The sequence below is a fragment of the Halochromatium sp. genome (genome assembly GCF_054919635.1).
Map to the genome: position 1 here is coordinate 1 of NZ_JBUDPI010000027.1, position 20160 is coordinate 20160.

A 20160-nucleotide genomic window follows, 5' to 3' on the forward strand; every position below is an offset into this window, starting at 1 on the left:
TCAAGCGCGCTTCCGGCTCGGGCTGACAGCATCAATTAGGGGACGAATCGATGGACAAGTTTACGCGCAATTACAGCATCATTCTGGGGGTCGTCGTGGTGGCCCTATTCGCCTGGTGGATCAGCTCCGTCTGGCAGCCCGAGGTCTGGGAGATCAACAAGGTGCTCGACGCCGATCCAGAGCTTGCTGACTATCCGTACCAATTCCGGGTCAAGCGCCTGAACGATGGTGTGGCAACCCTCTCGACCCCACGGAATTTCCAGGTTCCCGCGATTCGCTTTCTCGAGGTCATCCATCCCGAGCTCGCTGGGCTAGCGCAGGATGATCCGAAGATGATCGCGGCTCAACAGGAACTGATCGATCATCAGAAGCGCTCGCAAGGGATCGTGCTCGCGCAACCAGGCGTGGAGCGGGTCGATTGGGAGCTCGACGTGCAATGGCTCGCCGACCACGGGGTGCAGGTCAACGGCGGCTGACGCCTCGAAGACTGTCTTGATCGCCGGATTGATCATTGAGCCGGCGCCCCGCCCAGTCGCGGGCGAATTGCCAGGCGGTGCGGCCACTGCGTGAGCCGCGGCGCAGTGCCCATTGCAGCGCGGCGCGTTCGGTATCGGCGGCGCTGGATGTGGTGGCGGCACTGGCTGTTGTTGCTGACCGCGTTGCCAGGTCGCTGACGCCGAGCCGCTCGAGCCAGTGGTGCACCACCTCCAGGTATTGCTCCTGGCTGAATGGATAGAACGAGAGCCAGATGCCGAAGCGGTCCGAAAGCGAGATCTTCTCCTCAACACCCTCGCCCTGATGGATCTCGCCGTCGATCATCCGCGCGTCCTGGTTCTCGCGCTGGTACTCGGGCAGCAGATGACGGCGGTTAGAGGTGGCGTAGATCAACAGGTTCTCGGGCGGGGCGTTCAGGGAGCCATCCAGCGCGGCCTTCAGCGCCTTATAGCTGGATTCCGAGGCCTCGAACGAGAGGTCATCGCAATAGAGGATGAAGCGTTCGGGACGGCCGTCGATCTGTTCAATGATCCGAGGCAGATCGATCAGATCATCCTTGTCGATCTCGATCAGCCGCAGCCCTTGCGTCTGATAGCGGTTCAGCAGCGCCTTGATCAGCGATGACTTGCCGGTGCCACGTGAGCCCGAGAGCAGCACATTGTTGGCGCTCCTTCCAGCGAGAAACTGCTGGGTGTTACGGTCGATCTCATCGCGCTGCTGATCGATACAGCGCAGATCCTCGAGGCGCAGTTGATGCGGTTTGCGGATCGCCTCCAGCCTGCCATGCTGCCCCTGAGGCCCTTCCTTGCGCCAGCGCCAAGCGATCGCATCCCAATCGGTCTTTGTTGGCTCGGGCAGCCAGGGCTCGACGCGATCGACTAGGGCGTCGAGACGGGTCAGGATCTGGTCGAGGCTGGGGCTCATGACGATGCGCGCGCTCTTGGCTCAGCGATGGCCGCTCGACAAGCTGACCCCGAGCTAGGCCGCCAGCGGCCGGTAACGGATGCGATGCGGCTGATCGGCCTCGGCGCCCAGACGGCGATGGCGGTCCTCCTCGTAATCAGCATAGTTTCCTTCGAACCAGGTCACCTTGGAATCGCCTTCAAAGGCCAGGATGTGGGTCGCGATGCGATCCAGGAACCAACGATCATGGCTGATCACCACCGCGCAGCCGGGGAAGTTCAGCACCGCTTCTTCCAATGCGCGCAGGGTCTCGACATCGAGATCGTTGGTCGGCTCGTCGAGCAGCAGCAGGTTGCCACCGCTTTTTAGCAGCTTGGCCAGATGTACCCGGTTGCGCTCGCCGCCGGACAGGTCGCCGATGCGCTTCTGCTGATCCGAGCCTCTGAAGTTGAAGCGGCTCACATAGGCGCGCGAGGGCATCTCGAACTTGCCGACGACGAGGATGTCCTGGTCGTCGGAGATCTCCTCCCAGACCGTCTTCTTGTCGTCGAGGGCGTCGCGGCTCTGGTCGACGTAGGCGATCTCGACCGTCTCGCCGACCCGCAGCTCGCCGTCGTCAGGCTGCTCCTGGCCGGTGAGGATACGAAACAGCGTGGTCTTACCAGCACCATTCGGGCCGATCACGCCAACGATACCGCCCTTGGGCAGGTTGAACGAGAGGTCGTCATAGAGCAGCCGATCGCCGTAGCTCTTGCGGAGCCCATTGGCCTCGATGACCAGATCGCCCAGGCGCGGGCCCGGTGGGATGTAGATCTCGTTGGTCTCGTTGCGGCTTTGGAACTCCTGCGACTGCAGCTCCTCGAAACGCGCCAGACGCGCCTTGCTCTTCGACTGGCGGCCCTTGGGGTTGGTGCGCACCCATTCGAGCTCGTGCTTCATCGCCTTGATGCGCGCCTGCTCGGCCTTCTCCTCCTGCTCCAGGCGCTTCTCCTTCTGTTCCAGCCAGCTCGAGTAGTTGCCCTGCCAGGGGATGCCGTGGCCGCGGTCGAGCTCTAAGATCCAGCCGGCGACATTGTCCAGGAAGTAGCGATCATGGGTTACCGCGACCACGGTGCCGGTGTAGTCCTTGAGGAAGCGCTCGAGCCAGGCGACCGACTCGGCGTCCAGGTGGTTCGTCGGCTCGTCGAGCAGCAGCATGTCTGGTTTCGACAGCAGCAGCCGGCAGAGCGCCACGCGCCGGCGCTCGCCGCCGGAGAGCTTGCTGACCTCGGCATCCCAGGGCGGCAAGCGCAGGGCATCGGCGGCCAGATCCAGGGTGCGATCGAGGTTATGGCCATCGGTGGCCTCGACGAGATCCTCCAGCTCGGCCTGCTGCTTGGCCAGCGCGTCGAAGTCGGCATCTTCTTCGGCATAGGCGGCATAGACCGCATCTAGCCGCTCCAGCGCTTGCTTGATCGGCGCCACCGCCTCCTCGACGTTGCCGCGCACGTCTTTGGACTCGTCAAGCTGCGGCTCCTGCGACAGATAGCCGATCTTGATCCCAGGCTGCGGGCGCGCCTCGCCCTCGATCTCGGTGTCGAGACCGGCCATGATGCGCAGTAGCGTCGACTTGCCGGCGCCGTTGAGGCCGAGCACGCCGATCTTGGCGCCCGGGAAGAACGACAGGGAGATGTCGCGCAGGATCACGCGTTTGGGCGGCACAACCTTGCCGACGCGGTTCATGGTGTAGATGTATTGCGCCATCTCGATCCAATATTGTTGAGCCAAGATGACGAGCTGCGGACAGGCTGGTCATCTTGGTGGAGGTTAAGTTGGAACGCCAAGCAACGCATGCGGGCTAACCCGATGGCTTGTACCACGCTGCCACGGGCGATGAGGCGATGGTTGCGCTGCCGATAGCCAGCATCGAAATGCCGGTGCGATGCTCGGAATGAGGCCGCGATTTTGCCCCCTCTCGGCTAGAATGTCCAAGGTGTGCGCTTCGATTGGCGCACAAACCACGTGATGAGGGTAGCCATTATGGGCGCCGTTTTGAGGGCAGGGGAGATTCCGGCCATCGGTTTCGTGGCGCCAAGTGGGAGCGGCAAGACCACGCTATTGCGCAAGCTCGTGCCGCTGCTGCGTCAGCGCGGGCTGCGGATTGGCTATCTCAAGCACGCCCATCATGGTTTTGCGCTCGATCGGCCGGGCAAGGATAGCTATGAGATTGCGGCGGCAGGCGCGCGGCAGGTGATGCTGGTCTCTGGTGCGCACTGGGCGCTGCTGAGCCGCACGAATGAGCCCGCCGAAGACCATCCAGGTGGTTTCGATGCGCTGCGCGCGCGATTCGACGCCCAGGGTCTAGACCTGCTGTTGATCGAAGGCTTTCGCTCAGCTGCGGTGCCAAAGATCGAGGTGTTTCGGGCCGCAACCGGCAAGGCGCCCCTCTATCCCGACGACGAAGCGATCTGCGCCGTGGTGACCGATGATCCACTGCCGATCGCGCCCCATCCGAACGTCTTGCCGCTGGGTGATCCCCTGGCCTTGGCTGACTTCATCGGTCAGCTGGTGCGCGAGCGCGCCGGCTTGCTCGCTGATGGCCTGTTCGCTGATCCGCGTGCCGAGCTGATCGCGTCCCTGCAACGCTTGCAGGTCGGTGGGGCGCAGGACCTGGTGATCGGAAGCGCCTCGGTGCGCCGGGGTCACCAATTCTGGATCACCCCGGACGGCGCACTCGGGCAGGCAGTCGTTCCAGATGACCTGGTTGCCTGCTTGCTCGATGACCAAGCGCCGAGTGACGCCTCTTTGGATGCTGCGCTGCATGGCCAGGTCTATCGGCACCGGCCCGAAAGCGGCGCGCTCTTCCATACCCACGGACCCTATTCGGTGGCGCTCAGCGTTGGCGGGCATGATCTGGTGCCGCTCGATGACGAGGGCGCCCGGCTCCTCGGCGAAGTGCCAGTGCTCAGTTGCGGGCCGGATCGGCATCGACCGCCGGCGTCGGAGCAGCTGACCGAGGCATTCGCGGCCCATCCGGCTTGCATCCTCGCCCATCGCGGGGCCTATGCCGTTGGCGCCACCATCCGCGAGGCCGCTTGGCGGGCCATTACGCTTGAGCGCTCGGCTCGCATCAGCCTGCTTGCGGGCGCGGCGCTGGCGCGCTAGCAAGCCAAGGGCCGATTGCGCTTGTATGCAGGCTGCATCCCCATCTGCCGACTTCGATGCGCGCCACCGGCTAACGACGCAGCGCGTGCGCTCCGATCTGATGCGCTTGATGTACGACCAGGCGCCGCTCGGCTTGGCGGTGACCGGGCTCAATGGCATCTTCGTTACGCTGGCGCTGGTCTATATCTTCGCGACCCCGAGTGCTTGGTTCTGGCTCGCCGTGTTGGTCTTGGTGTTGGGCGCGCGAGCACTGATCGTGCTCGGTTTTCGCTATCGCCCGGACGCGCTTGCTGAGTCGCGTTGGAAGGCGCTTTTCGTCTTCGGGGCCGCTGCCGCCGGACTTGTCTGGGGCCTGTCGCCCAGCCTGTTGTCAGGGCCTTCATTCGTCGATGACGTGTTCTTGTCGTTCGTGATCGCGGGCATGGTCGCTGGTGCAATTCCGAGTCTGGCGCCGAGCACCGGCTGCTATCTCGCTTATCTCCTTGGCGCACTGGCGCCCCTGGCAGTGCACATGGCGATGCGCGGTGACTCGCTCGGGCACACCTTCCTTGCGTTGATCCTTGCCTTTGGTGTGTTCATGCTGCTTTCGGCGCGGACGTACCATAGAACGCTCTGGACGTCGCTGACGCTGCGCCATCACAACGCCGATCTGGTGACGGAGCTGACCGCCGAGTCCGAGCGCGCTAAACGCCTGAACGAGCAGCTACAGGCTGAGATCGACCAGCGCGCTCGCGCACAACGGGCGCTGACCGAGGCAAAGGAGCGCGCTGAGTCGGCGAATCTGGCCAAGAGCGCCTTCGTTGCCAACATGAGCCACGAGATCCGCACGCCAATGAACGGTGTGCTCGGGATGATCGAGCTGCTGTCGCAGACCTCACTGGACCCGCAGCAACGCGGTTTTATCGATGTGGCGCGGACCTCGACCGAGAGCCTCCTTAACGTGCTCAACGCGATCCTCGACTTCTCCAAGATCGAATCGGGCAAGCTCGAGCTCGAGCAGCTGCCATTCGACCTGCGTTCGCTGTGCGAGGAGGTGGTGGCACTGTTCAGCGCCAATGCGCAAAGTGCTGGTGTCGAGCTGGTCTGTTTCGTCGAGCCGGATCTGCGGCAGCGCGTGATCGGCGATGCGACCCGGCTGCGCCAGGTCTTGACCAATCTGGTCGGCAACGCCGTCAAGTTCACCCATCAGGGCGAGGTCAGGCTGCAGGTCAGCGCGTTGAGCCATGCCAGTGACCCGCTCGCGCTCGAATTTCGCGTCTTGGACACCGGTATCGGCATGACGCAGCAGCAGATCCAGGCTCTGTTCCAGCCCTTCAGCCAGGCCGACGACTCAATGACACGACGCTATGGCGGCACTGGGCTCGGGCTCGCTATCACGCGCCGACTCGTGGATCTGATGGGGGGCGAGATCCAGGTGTCGAGCGAGCCTGGTCAGGGCACCTGCTTCAATGTCCAGCTTGCCTTTCGCCCTTGCCCTGAGCAACTGCCGGACGCCCATCGGGCAAGATTTGAGCGAGCCTATGTGCTGGTGGTCGATGACCAGCCGGGCACATTAAGGAGTATTTGCGGCTATTTGCAGGGCTGGGGCGTGAGTTATCGTACCGCTCGCGACGCCCAGGCCGCCAGCGAGCAGCTGCGCATCGAGCGCGCCGCTGGCAGAGGCTTTGATGTCGCGCTGATCGATCTGGCGATGGCTGGCGATAGCGGCCTCGATCTGGCGACTTGGATCAAGGCGGACCAAGGGCTGTGCAGGACACAGCTTCTCTTGCTCGGATCAGCGCGTGCCATCGCGCAAGCTGATCTCGTTACTCATGGTCATGCGAAGGGCCTGGTTAAGCCACTGCGCTATGCGCCGCTGAAAGAGGCGCTATGCCAGGCCTTGAATCCGGTTGCCACGTCGCCGTCGGTCGCACTCGCGAGCGCCGATGAGCCCACTTCGGAGGCACCCCGAGGGCGCGTCCTGCTGGTCGAGGACAATCCGGTCAATCAGAAGGTAGCGCTCGGTCTGATTGCCAAGCTCGGACTCGAGGTCGATCTCGCAGCCGATGGTCAGGTGGCGCTGCAGTGCTATCGAGAATCCAGCTACGACCTGATCCTGATGGATGTGCAGATGCCGCGGATGGACGGGATCACGGCGACGCGGGCGATCCGCCAACATGAGCAAGAGCATGGGGGAGAGCGTAGTACGCGCATCCCGATCATTGCGATGACCGCCAATGCCGAGGTGGGCGACCGTGCCGATTGCCTAGCCGCTGGCATGGATGATTATCTGCCGAAGCCCTTTACTCGAGCCACGCTTGACGCGATGCTGCAACGCTGGCTGGACTCGGCCACCCGAGGATCATGAGTCCCTGCGCGACAACATTCTGAGCGATTAGGTCTTGACGCTCGCCATCCGTCAAGGGATGGTATGGGCAACGAAGGAAGAACCTCAGCAAGGCGCTCCAAACGCAGTGGCAGTAAACCGACCGCCTGTCGTCAAGGGTCAGTCGCGCGACGGCCGTCCCCGGCGTTTTCGGCTTAAGAAGGGTTTGGACATCCCCCTTTCCGGGGCTCCGAGCGCGCAGATCGATGCGAGCTCGGTGGTCAGCCGTGTCGCCCACATCGGATACGATTGCGTCGGCGTCAAGCGCTTGCCGTCGCTCGAGATCGAGATTGGCGACCACGTCCGCCTCGGCCAGCCGATCTCCCGCCGCAAGGCCTATCGTGAGGTTGCCGCGACAGCGCCGGCCAGTGGCGTGGTCGAGGCCATCCATCGCGGGCCGCGACGCGCGCTCGAGAGCATCGTCATCCGTCTCGATCAACCACGCGATGGCGATGATCCGCTGCCGCCGCTGGAAGAGCAGGAAACCTTCAACGCCTATGCGGCAGACGAGCTCGATGGCCTGAATCGCGATCAGGTGCGCGAGAATCTGCTTGCCGCCGGCGCCTGGCTCGGCTTTCGCACGCGCCCGTTCAGCATGATTCCGTCACCGGACAGCTCGCCGGCGGCGCTTTTCGTCACCGCCATCGACAGCCATCCGCTGGCGCCAGACCCCAAGCAAATCATCGATGATGCCGGCGAAGCCTTCGCCGATGGCCTGCGCGTGATCAGCAAGCTGACCGATGGTCCCTGCTATTGCTGTCAGCGCCCGGATGCGGGCTTACCCATCCCGACGGCGTCCGGATTCCAAGTCGCTGAGTTCATCGGGCCGCATCCGGCAGGTCTGGTCGGCACCCATATCCATTTTCTGATGCCGGTCAGCCTGGAGCGCAGCGTCTGGACCATCGGCTATCAGGACGTGATCGCCATCGGTCGGCTGTTTCGCACTGGCCGCATCGATCCGACCCGGATCATCTCGCTGGCGGGGCCAATGGTGGCCAATCCGCGGCTGATTCGCACGCGGTTGGGTGCCAGCACCAACGATCTGGTCAAAGGCGAGCTCAGCGGTCGCCATGAGGCGCGCGTCATCTCAGGCTCGGTGCTCAGTGGCCGGCACGCGGTCGGCACGAGCGCCTTCCTGGGCCGCTTCCACAACCAGATCACGGTGCTGGCCGAAGAGCGCGAGCGCGAATGGTTCGGTTGGCTCAAGCCTGGCCGAGGTCGGTATTCGGCCCTGAATCTGTTCTGGTCGCGGCGCGCGAAGGGCGAGACGCTACCGCTGGGCACCTCGCTGCATGGAAGCCCGCGCGCGATGGTGCCGATCGGGGCCTACGAGCGCGTGATGCCGCTCGATCTGCTCCCGACGCAACTGCTGCGCGCGCTGCTGGTCGATGACATGGAAACGGCCGAGAAGCTCGGCGCGCTCGAGCTGGATGAAGAAGACCTGGCCCTATGCAGCTTCGTCGACTGCGGCAAGCATGACTTCGGCCCGGTGCTGCGGCGCAACCTGAACAAGATCTGGCACGAGAGTCACTGATCCATGATCAAGGCCCTGCGCAAATTCCTCGATCGCCAAGAGCGCCATTTCCTGCCCGGCGGTCGCTACGAGCGTTTCGGCGCCCTATTCGAGCTGGTCGACACCTTCCTCTATACGCCCTCGACCGTCACCGCCGGCACCCCGCATCTGCGCGATGGGATCGACCTGAAGCGGGTGATGATCTTCGTCTGGATCGCGGTCCTGCCCGCTGCCCTGTTCGGCATGGTCAATATCGGCCTGCAGGCCAACAGCGCCATGACGGCAATGGGCATGGAGCAGGTCGAGGGCTGGCGCGGCGGGCTGCTCTGGCTGCTTGGCGCCAGCGGCAATGACCCCAACAGTCTGTGGGACAACTTCTGGCATGGCGCGGTCTACTTCCTGCCGATCTATATCGTCACCATGGCCGCGGGCGGCTTCTGGGAGATCCTGTTCGCGACCGTGCGCAACCACGAGGTCAACGAGGGCTTCTTCGTCACCTCGATCCTGTTTGCGCTGACCCTGCCGCCCGACATCCCGCTCTGGCAGGTGGCGCTCGGCATCTCGTTCGGCATCGTCATCGGCAAGGAGGTCTTTGGCGGGACCGGTAAGAACTTCCTCAATCCGGCGCTCACCGGGCGCGCCTTCCTGTTCTTCGCCTATCCGAGCGAGATCTCCGGTGATGCGGTCTGGACCGCGGTCGATGGCTTCAGCGGCGCCACCCCCTTGATGCTGGCCGCCGAGGGTGGGGTGACCGCCATCCAGGCCACGGGGCTCACCTGGTGGGACGCGTTCTTCGGCACCGTGCAGGGCTCGATCGGCTCGACCTCGACCCTGCTGATCATCGTCGGTGCGATCTTCCTGCTCTACACCGGTGTCGCCTCCTGGCGCATCATGGCCGGCGTGCTGATCGGCGTCATCGGAACCGCCCTGCTGTTCAATGCCCTCGGTAGCGACACCAATCCGGCATTCTCGGTGCCCTGGCATTGGCACATGGTGCTCGGTGGGCTCGCGTTCGGGCTGGTGTTCATGGCCACCGATCCGGTCTCGGCCTCGATGACCGAGACCGGCAAATGGTTCTATGGTGCGTTGATTGGCTTCATGACGGTGATGATTCGGGTGCTGAACCCCGCCTATCCGGAAGGGGTGATGCTGGCGATCCTGTTTGCCAACCTGTTCGCGCCGCTGATCGACTGGTTCGTGGTCCAGGCCAATATCCGCAGGAGGGTGCGGCGCCGTGTCGGCTAATACGTATCGGCAGGATTCAGTGCAGCGCGCTAGCGGGTTATGGGCGTCCGCGAAGGCGGTGTTTCGGCTGCCCAATGATGATCCGCGCAAGACGCTGGCGGTGGCACTGGTGCTCTGTCTGGCCTGCTCGGTCGTGGTCTCGGCGACCGCGGTCAGCCTGCGCCCGCTGCAAGAGCGCAACGCCGCGCGCGCGCTCAAGTCGGAGGTGGTCAAGGTTGCCGGCCTGGATACGGCCGGGATGAGCCTGGATCAGGCCTTTGAGCAGATCGAGCGGCGCTTGGTCGACCTCGAGACGGGCGATTTCGTCGAGGACGCCGATCCGATGACCTATTCCTATCGCGAAGCGGCCCAAGACCCCGACGCGAGCACCGCGCTCGACGAGGCCGATCCCGCTGGTATTCGACGCCGACCTGATCGAATGCCGGTCTATCTGGTGCGTCAGGATGGACAGCTCAAGACCATCATCCTGCCGGTCTATGGCGCCGGGCTCTGGTCGACCATGCATGGGCTGCTCGCGCTCGCCCCCGACGGGCGCACCGCCAAAGCACTCACCTTCTACGAGCAGCGCGAGACGGCCGGCCTCGGTAGCGAGGTCGCGGGCGAGCGCTGGCTCTCGGAATGGCCGGGCAAGGTGCTGATCGGTGAGGATGGCGAGCCGGTGATCGAGGTGGTCAAGGGCAACGTCGACCCGGATGCGCCCAACGCCGAGCACCGAGTCGATGGGCTCTCTGGGGCGACGCTGACCAGCAATGGGGTCACGAACCTGATGCAGTTCGGGCTGGGCGAGCAGGGCTACGGGCCCTTCCTGGCCCGGCTCAGCGACAATCACCGCGGCTGATCACAGGCGAGCCGAACAGGTCGAAGAGGGGGATACGCAGCATGGCCACCCAATCCGCCCGGCTCCTACTCGAGCCGATCGTCGATAATAACCCGATCACCTTGCAGATCCTCGGTATCTGCTCGGCCCTGGCGGTGACCACCAAGCTGGCGCCGGCCATCACCATGAGCATCGCGCTGACGGCGGTGATCGTCGGCGCCAGTGTCATCATCAGCCTGATCCGGCATCACATGCCGTCGAGCATTCGCATCATCATCCAGATGACCATCATCGCGTCGCTGGTGATCCTGGTCGATCAGGTGCTGCAAGCCTTCGCCTACGAGCTCTCGAAGCAGCTCTCGGTGTTCGTCGGGCTGATCATCACCAACTGCATCGTGCTCGGCCGTGCTGAGGCCTTCGCCTCGAAGAATCCGCCCTGGCCGAGCTTTCTCGACGCGCTTGGCCATGGGCTCGGCTACAGCCTGATCCTGATCAGCGTCGCTGCGATCCGTGAATTGTTGGGCTCTGGCAGCCTGCTCGATGTGCAGATCCTGCCGCTGGTCAAAGAAGGTGGCTGGTATGAGCCCAATGGGTTGATGCTGCTCGCCCCGGGCGCCTTCTTCATCATCGGGCTAATGATCTGGGGCATCCGCACCTGGAAGCCAGCGCAGCTCGAGAAGCCTGAATATCGGATCAATGTCGTGCATCGCACGGAGTCGCCATGAGTGTGATGCTGAGCATGACGCCGATCCCGCGCCCTGGCCATGCGCTCCGAGGCCTGATCCAGCAGCGCTTCGCTACCTGGGCCACGCGCCGACGAGTTCGGCTTAGGCAAGGATGGATGGACGGATTAGGGCACGGAGGTCGCGACTAATGGAGCACTATCTGTCGCTGCTGTTCAAGGCCGTCTTTGTCGAGAACCTGGCGCTGGCCTTCTTCCTCGGCATGTGCACCTTCCTTGCCGTCTCCAAGCGCATCGAGACCGCGATCGGGCTCGGCATCGCGGTGATCGTCGTGCAGACCATCACCGTGCCCGTCAACAGCTTGATCCATCAGTATCTGCTGCAAGAAGGCGCCCTGGCCTGGCTCGGCCTGCCCGAGCTCGATCTCTCGTTCCTCGGGCTGATCACCTATATCGGCGTCATCGCCGCCATGGTGCAGATCCTGGAGATGGCGCTCGACCGCTTCTTCCCGGCGCTCTATCAGGCGCTTGGCATCTTTCTGCCGCTGATCACCGTCAACTGCGCCATCCTGGGCGGATCGCTGTTCATGGTCGAGCGTGGCTACAACCTTGCCGAGAGCACCGTCTATGGCTTCGGCACCGGTTTCGGCTGGGCGCTGGCGCTGGTGCTGCTGGCCGGTATCCGCGAGAAGCTCAAGTACAGCGATGTACCGGACGGGCTGCAGGGGCTCGGTATCACCTTCATCACCACCGGGCTGATGGCAATGGCCTTCATGTCGTTCTCAGGGATTCAGTTGTGATCGGCTGTCAGGAGGCGTCGCATGCTTGATCTGACCTTCGGCATTCTGGTCTTCACCGGCGTGGTGCTGGCGCTGGTGTTCGTCATCCTCAACGCCCGGCGCCTGCTGGTGCCCAGCGGCGATGTCCATATCGACATCAACGAAGAGCGCGATGTCATCACCAGCGCCGGTCGCAAGCTGCTTGGTGCCTTGGCCGATGCCGGTGTCTTCGTGCCCTCGGCCTGCGGTGGCGGCGGCACCTGCGGCCAGTGTCGGGTCAAGGTGCTCGAGGGCGGTGGCCAGCTACTGCCCACCGAGTCCAGCCTGATCAACCGTCGCGAGGCCAGCGAGGGCTACCGGCTTGCCTGCCAGGTCGCAGTCAAGGAGGATCTGCGCATCGAGGTGCCGCGCGAGATCTTCGGCGTTCGGCGCTGGACCTGCCGGGTGCGCTCCAATCGCAGTGTCTCGACCTTCATCAAGGAGCTGATCCTGGAGCTGCCACTGGGTGAGGACGTCGCCTTTCGCGCTGGCGGCTATATCCAGATCGAATGCCCACCCTATCAGCTCGACTATGCCGACATCGAGATCCCCGAGCATCTGCGGGCCGATTGGGATCAATACGATCTGTGGAAATACAAGGCCGGGACCAAGCAGCCGGTGACACGGGCCTATTCGATGGCTAATTATCCGGGCGAGGCGGGCATCATCATGCTCAATGTGCGCATCGCCACGCCACCGCCCGACCATCCTGATGTGCCGCCCGGCATCATGTCGAGCTACATCTTCGGCCTCAAGCCCGGCGACGAAGTGACCATCTCTGGCCCCTTCGGTGAGTTCTTCGCCAAGGAGACTCATGCCGAGATGATCTTCGTCGGTGGCGGTGCCGGCATGGCGCCTATGCGCAGCCACATCTTCGATCAGCTCAAGCGTTTGAACACCCAGCGCAAGATCTCCTACTGGTATGGCGCGCGCAGCAAGCGTGAGATCTTCTACCAAGAGGATTTCGACGCCCTCGCCCGCGAGCACGAGAACTTCAGCTGGCATATCGCACTCTCATCACCACAGCCCGAGGATGAGTGGCAAGGAGAGGTCGGCTTCATCCACAGCGTCCTCTACGAGCGTTACCTGAAGGACCATCCGGCGCCCGAGGATTGCGAGTTCTATATGTGTGGCCCGCCGATGATGACAGCGGCAGTGATCGGCATGCTGCACAGCCTGGGAGTCGAGAACGACAACATTCTGCTCGACGATTTCGGCGGTTGAGCAGCGTCAGTCAGCCGTCGCCCTGACGTCGATGCGGCGAACAGCATCTGACCGGAGGCCACCTCGATGCTTGAGTTTGTGTTCGCACTGTTGCTCTTCTCGCTCGCCTTCCTTGGCCTTGCGCTCGGCGTGCTCAATGGTCGCGCCGCGCTCAAGGGAAGCTGCGGCGGACTGAATCAGGTCCCTGGAATCAGCTCCGACTGCGGCGGCGCTTGCCAGCGCGGACAATCCTGTCCGAATCGCTCTGACGGCGCCTCGCTGGACTAGACTCCTAACCTGAGCAGTCGAGTGAACGTGCGCTCAAGCAACCTCAGCGAGCGCGCAAGCCAAGCACCCAAAGGTTTTGCGAGGAGGTCCTGATGAAAGAGAGCAAGACTGCAAAGAAGGCCATGTCGCGCGGGCTGGTGACGCTGTCGCCCGACATGGATGTGCTCGAGGCCCTGCGTATCCTGGTTGAGCAGCGTCTGTCCGGGGCTCCGGTGGTCGACCAGATCGGCAATCTCATCGGCATGCTCACCGAGCGCGACTGCATGCAGATCGCACTCGGTGCCGGCTATCACAGCGAGGATGGCGGTCGCGTCGAGAACTTCATGACGCCGTCGGTGGTCACTGTGGATGCCGATACGCCGATCACCGAGGTGGCCGAGCTGTTCGCGACCAGCCACTTTCGGCGCCTGCCGGTGATGGAGCAGGGCCGTCTCATCGGCATCATCAGCCGTCGTGATGTGCTCAAACAGCTCGAAGCCGCTTGGCAGCCCGATCGGCATCGGATCTGAAACACAATCGGAACCGCGTTATACTGAGCGGCTTTTGACTTCTGGGAGTGTTCCTAATGTTCGACGCCAGCATGCAGATCACCGGCTACGATGACGAGCTCGCACAGGCCATCCGCGACGAGGAGCGCCGCCAAGAAGAGCATGTCGAGCTGATCGCATCCGAGAACTACGCCAGTCCACGCGTGATGGAGGCGCAGGGCTCGGTGATGACCAATAAGTACGCCGAGGGCTATCCGGCCAAGCGCTACTACGGCGGTTGCGAATACGTCGACGTCGCCGAACGGCTTGCGATCGAGCGCGCGAAGGCGCTGTTCGGTGCCGACTACGCCAATGTGCAGCCGCATTCCGGCTCGCAGGCCAACGCGGCGGTCTTCATGGCCTTGTGCCAGCCGGGCGACACCGTGCTTGGCATGAGTCTGGCTCACGGCGGCCATCTGACCCACGGCGCCAAGCCGAACTTCTCGGGAAAGACCTACAACGCCGTCCAGTACGGGCTCGACCCCCAGACCGGTGAGATCGACTACGCCCAGGTCGAATCGCTCGCCCGCGAGCACAAGCCGAGGATGATCATCGCCGGTTTCTCGGCCTATTCACGCGTCGTCAACTGGCAGCGCTTCCGCGACATCGCCGACGAGGTCGGTGCCTATCTGCTGGTCGACATGGCCCATATCGCTGGCCTGGTGGCCGCCGGCGTCTATCCCAGCCCGGTGCAGATCGCCGATGTGACCACCACCACCACGCACAAGACCCTGCGCGGCCCGCGTGGCGGCCTGATCCTGGCCAAGTCCAACCCTGAGCTGGAGAAGAAGTTCAACTCGCTGGTCTTCCCAGGCACCCAGGGTGGGCCGCTCATGCATGTCATCGCCGCCAAGGCCGTCGCCTTCAAAGAGGCCCTGGAGCCAGCCTTCAAGGACTACCAGAAGCAGGTCATCCTCAATGCCCAGGCCATGGCCGAGACCTTCCTCGCGCGCGGCTACGATGTGGTCTCCGGTGGCACCGACGACCATCTCTTCCTGGTCAGCTTCATCGAGCAGGGGCTGACTGGCAAGGATGTCGATGCCTGGCTGGGCGCGGCCAACATCACTGTCAACAAGAATGCGGTGCCGAATGATCCGCAGTCGCCCTTCGTCACCAGCGGCATTCGTATCGGGACTCCAGCGATGACCACCCGCGGCTTTGGGCTCGATGAGGCACGCGAGCTCGCTGGCTGGATGTGTGACGTGATTGACGGTCGAGGCGATCAAGCCGTGATCGATCAGACCAAGGCGAAGGTTCTGGACCTCTGCAAGCGCTTCCCGGTCTACGCCCGTTGAACCAGGGTCTGACCGACGCTGTCGGTCTGTTTCGGTCCTGAGGCAGAGACGGCTGCATGCGCTGTCCCTACTGTGGTGCCCAAGACACCAAGGTGATGGACTCTCGGCTCTCTGGCGATGGTGATCAGGTTCGCCGTCGGCGCCGCTGTGGCGTTTGCGGCGAGCGTTTCACCACCTATGAGGCTGCCGAGCTCAACCTCCCGCGCGTGATCAAGCGTGACGGGACGCGAGTGCCCTACGATGGCCGAAAGCTGCGAACAGGGTTGATGCGTGCCACCGAGAAGCGCCCCATCAGCACCGAGCAGGTCGAAGCGGCCATCGCGCGCATCAATCGTAAGCTGCTGGGGACCGCCGAGGGCGAGATCAGCTCGCGCGAGATCGGCGAGCTGGTGATGGAGGAGCTGCGGGGTCTGGACCAGGTCGCCTATGTCCGCTTCGCATCGGTCTATCGGAAGTTCGAGGATGTCGCCGCCTTCCGTGAGGAGATCGAGCGCCTCGAGCGCAGCCCCACACCTGATGTGCGCCGAGCCCAGCTCGATCTGCTCGACGCACTCGACAAGAAATCTTGAGTATGAGGGGTGAAGGTTCGGATGGCGTCGCGTGGATGGCGCGTGCGCTGCAGCTTGCCGAGCGCGGCTTGTACACGACCGATCCGAATCCGCGCGTCGGCTGCGTGCTGACCAAGGATGGACGGGTTGTGGGAGAGGGCTGGCATCGACGCGCCGGCGAGCCGCATGCCGAGCGGCTGGCGATCGATGCCGCTGGCAAGGCGGCACGCGGCGCGACGGCCTATGTCACGCTCGAGCCTTGCTGCCATCACGGCCGCACGCCGCCCTGTACCGATGCCTTGCTCGAGGCTGGGATCAGTCGGGTGGTGGTCGGCATGGAAGATCCGAATCCCTTGGTGCATGGTCGCGGACTCGAGCGCATGCGTGCAGCCGGGGTCGAGGTCGTGACCGGCGTGCTCGAAGGCCCTTGTCGAGCCCTCAACCCTGGATTCGATCAACGCATGCGGCACGGACTGCCCTATGTGCGCCTGAAGCTCGCAGCCAGTCTTGATGGTCGCACGGCACTTGCTAATGGCGAGAGTCGGTGGATCACCTCGGAGGCGGCACGCACCGATGTGCAATGGCTGCGCGCACGCTCCTCGGCGATCGTCACCGGCATCGGCACCCTGCTTGCCGATGATCCGTCGTTGAATGTCAGGCTTGCGTCCTCGGCGATCCCCGCGCTGGAGCAGGCCGAGCCGGTGCGGCAGCCGCTGCGCGTTGTCGTTGACAGCAGGCTGCGCCTGCCGCTCTCGGCAAGGATGCTGTCACTGCCGGGGGCGACCCTGGTGGCGACCTGTGAGCAAGACCCGCGCCGCATCGCTGCCGCCACCTCGGCTGGTGCTGAGGTCTGGGTTGCTCCAGCAGACGCAGCCGGTCGAGTCGATCTCGAGGCCCTGCTGCGCTATCTGGCCGAGCGCGAGATCAACGAGGTCCTGATCGAGGCTGGCCCGACGCTAGCGGGTACCGCGGTTCGGCAGCGTCTCGTCGATGAGCTGGTGCTCTACCTGGCCCCGCACCTGATGGGCAGCGATGCCCGCGGGCTGTTCGAGCTCGGGCCGCTCGCCAGCATGAGCGAGCGGGTGCCTTTGGAAGTTCTCGATCTGCGCCAAATCGGCTCGGATCTTCGCTTGCGCGCCCGTCTTTCGAGCCGCCCTGCCGACAACGGATAGCGTCGCCACCGAATCAGCCTGTCGTTCTTATAGCCATTAGCCGTGATTGCCAGACTCAGATATGGCGCTAGCGTACAACTGGCGTGGATCAGGTGTCTGGATATCAGGTGCGATGGCCATATCACCCTGCGCGAACACCGTCAAGCGCTTGATCTTGGTCGCGTTATTCCCTAGGCGAGATCCGGGAGAGTCCAGGCATTGATCCGGTCATTGACCCCGCTCGGTGATCTCCGAGCGCACCAGCGCATAGTCCTTGCCGCGCGCGCGCTGAACCATCTCCTCGGCTGCCTCATCGGTGATCCCTAGACCATCAAGCGTCTCTGCGGCCAATCTGAGGCTGGCCTCGACGGCCTCGGGGAAGGCGCGGCTAGCGCCGGCCCGAAACAGCGCATCGCAGGCCGTCAGATCGCGAGCACGGGCAACGATGATGATCTCTGGCGCATAATGGCGCACGAGCGTGGTCGCCTCGATGCTGGCGCGCGGATCATCGATCGTCAGCACCACCACCTTGGCCTGCTCGACCTTGGCTGCGGCCAGCAGCGCCGGATTGCGAATGTCGCCATAGAACACCGGTTGACCTTCAGCGCGCCAACGCGCGACCAGGTTCGGGTCCTGATCAAAGGCGACGAAGCGGATGCCATGGCTGGACAGCACCGTGCCGATGGTATGGCCAACCCTGCCATAGCCCGCGATCACGGCCTGGGGCGCTTGGTCTTGGCCCGCCTGATACCGGAAGCGTTCGTCGACAGTGAGGTCCTGGTCCGGGAACCGCGCGGCGATGACGGCGCCCAATCGCACCAAGAGGGGTGTCGCTAGCATGCTGCCCGAGATCAATGCAGCCGCCATAGTGAAGGTGCTGGCATCAATGATGCCGAGCATCTTTGCGGCGCCGAAGAGGATGAAGCCAAACTCGCCGGCCTGTCCGAGCAGGAAGGCCACCTGCAGCGCACCATTCCGGCTGGTGCAGAACCGGCGCGCTAGCAGATAGATCAGCGTGACCTTGATCGAGACCAAGGCCAGCAGGTGGAGGCCGAACAGCAGCGGTTGATTCGCCAACACGCTCAGATCCAGGGACATGCCGACGGTGACGAAGAACACGCTCATCAACAGCCCCTTATGCGGCTCGATACTGGCATGCACCTGAACGCTATAGCGCGACCCCGAGAGCATCATGCCCATCAAGAAGCCGCCGAGGGCCATTGACATGCCGGCACTATGCATCGCCCAGGCGGCCACAAAGACGGCGGCAAGGGTGACCAGAAAGAAGGCCTCGCGATTGCCCTGACGGGCCAGCAGGTCCAGGACCAGTGGGACCAGGTAACGTCCAGTAACGATGACGCCGGCGAGCATCAGCGCGATCAGACCAAGCTGCTCCCACAGCGGCAGGCTTGGCAGGCTGGTTTCGGTTGCTGCAGCCAGCGGCAGTAGCGCCAGCATGGGCACCACCGCGATGTCTTGCATTAGAAGGACCGCGAAGGCGGTTTGACCGCGCGCGGTGGCGATCTCGCTCTTCTCGTAGAGCATCTGCATCACCAGCGCGGTGGAGGATAATGCGAGGCTAAATCCGATCAGCAGCGCGATCGCCCAGGTCTCGACGAAGAGACGAAAATAGAACGCCAGCGCTAGTCCGGACAGCAGGATCTGTGAGGTGCCGAGCCCAAATAGGGTGCGGCGCATCTCCCAGAGCCGGGTCGGATGCAGCTCGAGACCGATGACAAAGAGCAGGAGCACGACGCCGAGCTCGGTGAAGCTGCGCAGATCCTCCACCTCACCGGTCACCGACGGACCCGGCGTATAGGGTCCAATCAGGATGCCGGCGACGAGCAGCCCAAGGATCGAACCGAGGCCAAATTGCTTGAACAGCGTCACTGCCGCAGCGGCTGCGACTAGCAAGAGGACAGAGGACTGAACAAAGGCTTCGGGATCCACGAGTGCGACATAGCTCCAAAGGCGGGATGTAGACGCACCGATGATATAACGATATGCGCCCGCGCTCGGTACGGCCTCGCGTCAGCCTTAACGGTTTGCCCGCAGGTCGCGGATCGCCGAGAATCCGACGAGAGGATGGCCGGGAGCAGAAGACCGGGGATCAGAAGACTGGGGAGCACGAGGCTGGGGAGCACGAGGCTGGGGAGTACAAGGCTGGGGAGCACGAGACACTGATGTGTGAGCTGTTTGCGATGTCGAGCCGGGTACCAGCGACGCTGGGGTTCTCGCTCGAGCGCCTGGCGCGTCACGGGGGCGCCGAGGGGCCGCATCGCGACGGTTGGGGACTGGCCTTCTACGAAGGCTCCGACTGCCTGTTGCTGCGCGAGCCGCGACCGGCGAGCGAGAGCCCGCTCATGCAGTTCATGGAACGGCAAGGGCTACGCACCAAGCTCGGCCTCTGTCACATCCGGCTGGCCACCTTCGGGGTGCTCGCGTTGCGCAATACCCAGCCTTTCGCGCGCGAATTGGCCGGGCGTATGCATGTCTTTGCCCACAACGGCGATATGCCATCGCTCGCCGATCTGCGCTCGCCTTATCCGTCGCGATTCACGCCCGTGGGGGATTCCGATTCTGAGCGCGCCTTCTGTGGTCTGATGACCTCACTGGCGCCGGTGTGGGACGATGTGCCGGGTCAGGTTCCGGAGCTGGCGACCCGCCTGGCGGTGATTGCGGACTATACCCAAGAGCTCCGTGCCTTGGGACCAGCCAACTTCATCTACGCCGACAGCGACGCGCTCTTTGTCCACGCCGACCGGCGCACCCAGCCGGATGGCCGTCTAAGCGCGCCCGGCATCTATTTCCTGCAGCGCTATTGTTGGCGCACCGCCCCGGAGCTTCATGATGCCGGCGTCAATCTGACATCGATTCGCCAAGACGTCGCGCTGGTCGCCAGCGTGCCGCTGACCGACGAGCTCTGGGAGCCGCTCGGCGAAGGCGACCTGATTGCGCTGAGAGATGGGCTCTGCTTCGGCGCTGATGGCCGGCAGGTCGAGCCGGAGCAGGCCGCCGGACGGCGGCCGCGATCGCTCACTCAGTGATGATCAACTCCGGATAGAAGGTCTTGCTGGGGTCCTGACTGGCCAGCTCTGCTGCCTTCTGACTGGCTTCGCCATAGGTCATCTCCCCCTCGAGATGGCCCTTCTCGAACTTCGCCTTG

18 protein-coding genes are annotated in these 20160 nt (G+C 63.7%); 15 read left to right on the forward strand and 3 right to left on the reverse strand.

The window, feature by feature from the left end; genetic code table 11:
- Positions 1 to 50 precede the first annotated feature (50 nt).
- Positions 51 to 476, forward strand: a complete 426-nt coding sequence (locus tag ACY693_RS03285) for a hypothetical protein (RefSeq protein ID WP_462320403.1) — start codon at positions 51 to 53, stop codon at positions 474 to 476.
- On the opposite strand, the gene ACY693_RS03290 is transcribed toward ACY693_RS03285, so the two are convergent.
- Entirely contained in the window at positions 463 to 1419 is a 957-nt protein-coding gene (locus ACY693_RS03290; RefSeq protein WP_462320404.1) for an ATP-binding protein, read from the reverse strand. The two genes, ACY693_RS03285 and ACY693_RS03290, sit on opposite strands and share 14 nt — an antisense overlap.
- A gap of 54 nt (positions 1420 to 1473) precedes the next feature.
- Complete coding sequence (gene ettA / locus ACY693_RS03295; RefSeq protein ID WP_462320420.1) at positions 1474 to 3141, reverse strand: energy-dependent translational throttle protein EttA; 1668 nt, start codon at positions 3139 to 3141, stop codon at positions 1474 to 1476.
- A gap of 276 nt (positions 3142 to 3417) precedes the next feature.
- Here ettA and mobB point away from each other — a divergent pair, with 276 nt between their 5' ends.
- The 13 genes from mobB to ribD all read left to right on the forward strand — a co-directional run bounded on the left by mobB (position 3418) and on the right by ribD (position 17015).
- Positions 3418 to 4542 (forward strand): molybdopterin-guanine dinucleotide biosynthesis protein B, encoded by a 1125-nt coding sequence (mobB, locus tag ACY693_RS03300; RefSeq protein WP_462320405.1) that lies wholly within the window; start codon positions 3418 to 3420, stop codon positions 4540 to 4542.
- A 25-nt stretch (positions 4543 to 4567) separates the two neighbouring features.
- Positions 4568 to 6889: a response regulator gene (locus ACY693_RS03305; RefSeq protein ID WP_462320406.1), complete on the forward strand. Its 2322-nt coding sequence runs from the start codon at positions 4568 to 4570 to the stop codon at positions 6887 to 6889.
- A gap of 106 nt (positions 6890 to 6995) precedes the next feature.
- Positions 6996 to 8441: a Na(+)-translocating NADH-quinone reductase subunit A gene (locus ACY693_RS03310; protein ID WP_462320407.1), complete on the forward strand. Its 1446-nt coding sequence runs from the start codon at positions 6996 to 6998 to the stop codon at positions 8439 to 8441.
- A 3-nt stretch (positions 8442 to 8444) separates the two neighbouring features.
- The gene (locus ACY693_RS03315; protein WP_462320408.1) at positions 8445 to 9665 is read left to right on the forward strand and encodes an NADH:ubiquinone reductase (Na(+)-transporting) subunit B; all 1221 of its coding nucleotides are present in this window, start codon (positions 8445 to 8447) and stop codon (positions 9663 to 9665) included.
- Positions 9655 to 10503 carry a Na(+)-translocating NADH-quinone reductase subunit C gene (locus ACY693_RS03320; RefSeq protein ID WP_462320409.1) on the forward strand — a complete coding sequence of 283 codons (849 nt, stop codon included), beginning with the start codon at positions 9655 to 9657 and terminating at the stop codon, positions 10501 to 10503. The genes ACY693_RS03315 and ACY693_RS03320 overlap by 11 nt, the downstream gene beginning before the upstream one ends.
- Positions 10504 to 10544: 41 nt before the next feature.
- Positions 10545 to 11207: an NADH:ubiquinone reductase (Na(+)-transporting) subunit D gene (locus ACY693_RS03325; RefSeq protein ID WP_462320410.1), complete on the forward strand. Its 663-nt coding sequence runs from the start codon at positions 10545 to 10547 to the stop codon at positions 11205 to 11207.
- A 148-nt stretch (positions 11208 to 11355) separates the two neighbouring features.
- The gene (gene nqrE, locus ACY693_RS03330) at positions 11356 to 11964 is read left to right on the forward strand and encodes an NADH:ubiquinone reductase (Na(+)-transporting) subunit E (protein ID WP_462320411.1); all 609 of its coding nucleotides are present in this window, start codon (positions 11356 to 11358) and stop codon (positions 11962 to 11964) included.
- Between the two features lie 21 nt (positions 11965 to 11985).
- Entirely contained in the window at positions 11986 to 13206 is a 1221-nt protein-coding gene (nqrF, locus tag ACY693_RS03335) for an NADH:ubiquinone reductase (Na(+)-transporting) subunit F (RefSeq protein WP_462320412.1), read from the forward strand.
- Positions 13207 to 13272: 66 nt separating this feature from the next.
- Complete coding sequence (locus ACY693_RS03340) at positions 13273 to 13473, forward strand: hypothetical protein (protein ID WP_462320413.1); 201 nt, start codon at positions 13273 to 13275, stop codon at positions 13471 to 13473.
- Between the two features lie 92 nt (positions 13474 to 13565).
- Positions 13566 to 13982: a CBS domain-containing protein gene (locus tag ACY693_RS03345; RefSeq protein ID WP_462320414.1), complete on the forward strand. Its 417-nt coding sequence runs from the start codon at positions 13566 to 13568 to the stop codon at positions 13980 to 13982.
- A gap of 56 nt (positions 13983 to 14038) precedes the next feature.
- Positions 14039 to 15295 carry a serine hydroxymethyltransferase gene (gene glyA, locus ACY693_RS03350; protein WP_462320415.1) on the forward strand — a complete coding sequence of 419 codons (1257 nt, stop codon included), beginning with the start codon at positions 14039 to 14041 and terminating at the stop codon, positions 15293 to 15295.
- Between the two features lie 56 nt (positions 15296 to 15351).
- Positions 15352 to 15864 (forward strand): transcriptional regulator NrdR, encoded by a 513-nt coding sequence (gene nrdR, locus ACY693_RS03355; RefSeq protein WP_462320416.1) that lies wholly within the window; start codon positions 15352 to 15354, stop codon positions 15862 to 15864.
- A 35-nt stretch (positions 15865 to 15899) separates the two neighbouring features.
- Entirely contained in the window at positions 15900 to 17015 is a 1116-nt protein-coding gene (gene ribD, locus ACY693_RS03360) for a bifunctional diaminohydroxyphosphoribosylaminopyrimidine deaminase/5-amino-6-(5-phosphoribosylamino)uracil reductase RibD (protein ID WP_462320417.1), read from the forward strand.
- Positions 17016 to 17222: 207 nt separating this feature from the next.
- Here the strand turns inward: ribD and ACY693_RS03365 are convergent, their stop codons facing one another.
- Positions 17223 to 18944 carry a cation:proton antiporter domain-containing protein gene (locus ACY693_RS03365; RefSeq protein WP_462320418.1) on the reverse strand — a complete coding sequence of 574 codons (1722 nt, stop codon included), beginning with the start codon at positions 18942 to 18944 and terminating at the stop codon, positions 17223 to 17225.
- A 233-nt stretch (positions 18945 to 19177) separates the two neighbouring features.
- On the opposite strand from ACY693_RS03365, the gene ACY693_RS03370 reads away from it, so the two are divergent.
- Entirely contained in the window at positions 19178 to 20041 is an 864-nt protein-coding gene (locus ACY693_RS03370; RefSeq protein WP_462320419.1) for a class II glutamine amidotransferase, read from the forward strand.
- Positions 20042 to 20160 lie beyond the last annotated feature (119 nt).

Excerpts from the sequence above, each read along its gene's own strand:
- ACY693_RS03285 (WP_462320403.1), top strand. The coding sequence starts at position 51 with ATGGACAAGTTTACGCGCAATTACAGCATCATTCTGGGGGTCGTCGTG.
- ACY693_RS03290 (WP_462320404.1), bottom strand. The coding sequence starts at position 1,419 with ATGAGCCCCAGCCTCGACCAGATCCTGACCCGTCTCGACGCCCTAGTC.
- ettA (WP_462320420.1), bottom strand. The coding sequence starts at position 3,141 with ATGGCGCAATACATCTACACCATGAACCGCGTCGGCAAGGTTGTGCCG.
- mobB (WP_462320405.1), top strand. The coding sequence starts at position 3,418 with ATGGGCGCCGTTTTGAGGGCAGGGGAGATTCCGGCCATCGGTTTCGTG.
- ACY693_RS03305 (WP_462320406.1), top strand. The coding sequence starts at position 4,568 with ATGCAGGCTGCATCCCCATCTGCCGACTTCGATGCGCGCCACCGGCTA.
- ACY693_RS03315 (WP_462320408.1), top strand. The coding sequence starts at position 8,445 with ATGATCAAGGCCCTGCGCAAATTCCTCGATCGCCAAGAGCGCCATTTC.
- ACY693_RS03325 (WP_462320410.1), top strand. The coding sequence starts at position 10,545 with ATGGCCACCCAATCCGCCCGGCTCCTACTCGAGCCGATCGTCGATAAT.
- nqrE (WP_462320411.1), top strand. The coding sequence starts at position 11,356 with ATGGAGCACTATCTGTCGCTGCTGTTCAAGGCCGTCTTTGTCGAGAAC.
- nqrF (WP_462320412.1), top strand. The coding sequence starts at position 11,986 with ATGCTTGATCTGACCTTCGGCATTCTGGTCTTCACCGGCGTGGTGCTG.
- ACY693_RS03340 (WP_462320413.1), top strand. The coding sequence starts at position 13,273 with ATGCTTGAGTTTGTGTTCGCACTGTTGCTCTTCTCGCTCGCCTTCCTT.
- ACY693_RS03345 (WP_462320414.1), top strand. The coding sequence starts at position 13,566 with ATGAAAGAGAGCAAGACTGCAAAGAAGGCCATGTCGCGCGGGCTGGTG.
- glyA (WP_462320415.1), top strand. The coding sequence starts at position 14,039 with ATGTTCGACGCCAGCATGCAGATCACCGGCTACGATGACGAGCTCGCA.
- nrdR (WP_462320416.1), top strand. The coding sequence starts at position 15,352 with ATGCGCTGTCCCTACTGTGGTGCCCAAGACACCAAGGTGATGGACTCT.
- ribD (WP_462320417.1), top strand. The coding sequence starts at position 15,900 with ATGGCGCGTGCGCTGCAGCTTGCCGAGCGCGGCTTGTACACGACCGAT.
- ACY693_RS03370 (WP_462320419.1), top strand. The coding sequence starts at position 19,178 with ATGTGTGAGCTGTTTGCGATGTCGAGCCGGGTACCAGCGACGCTGGGG.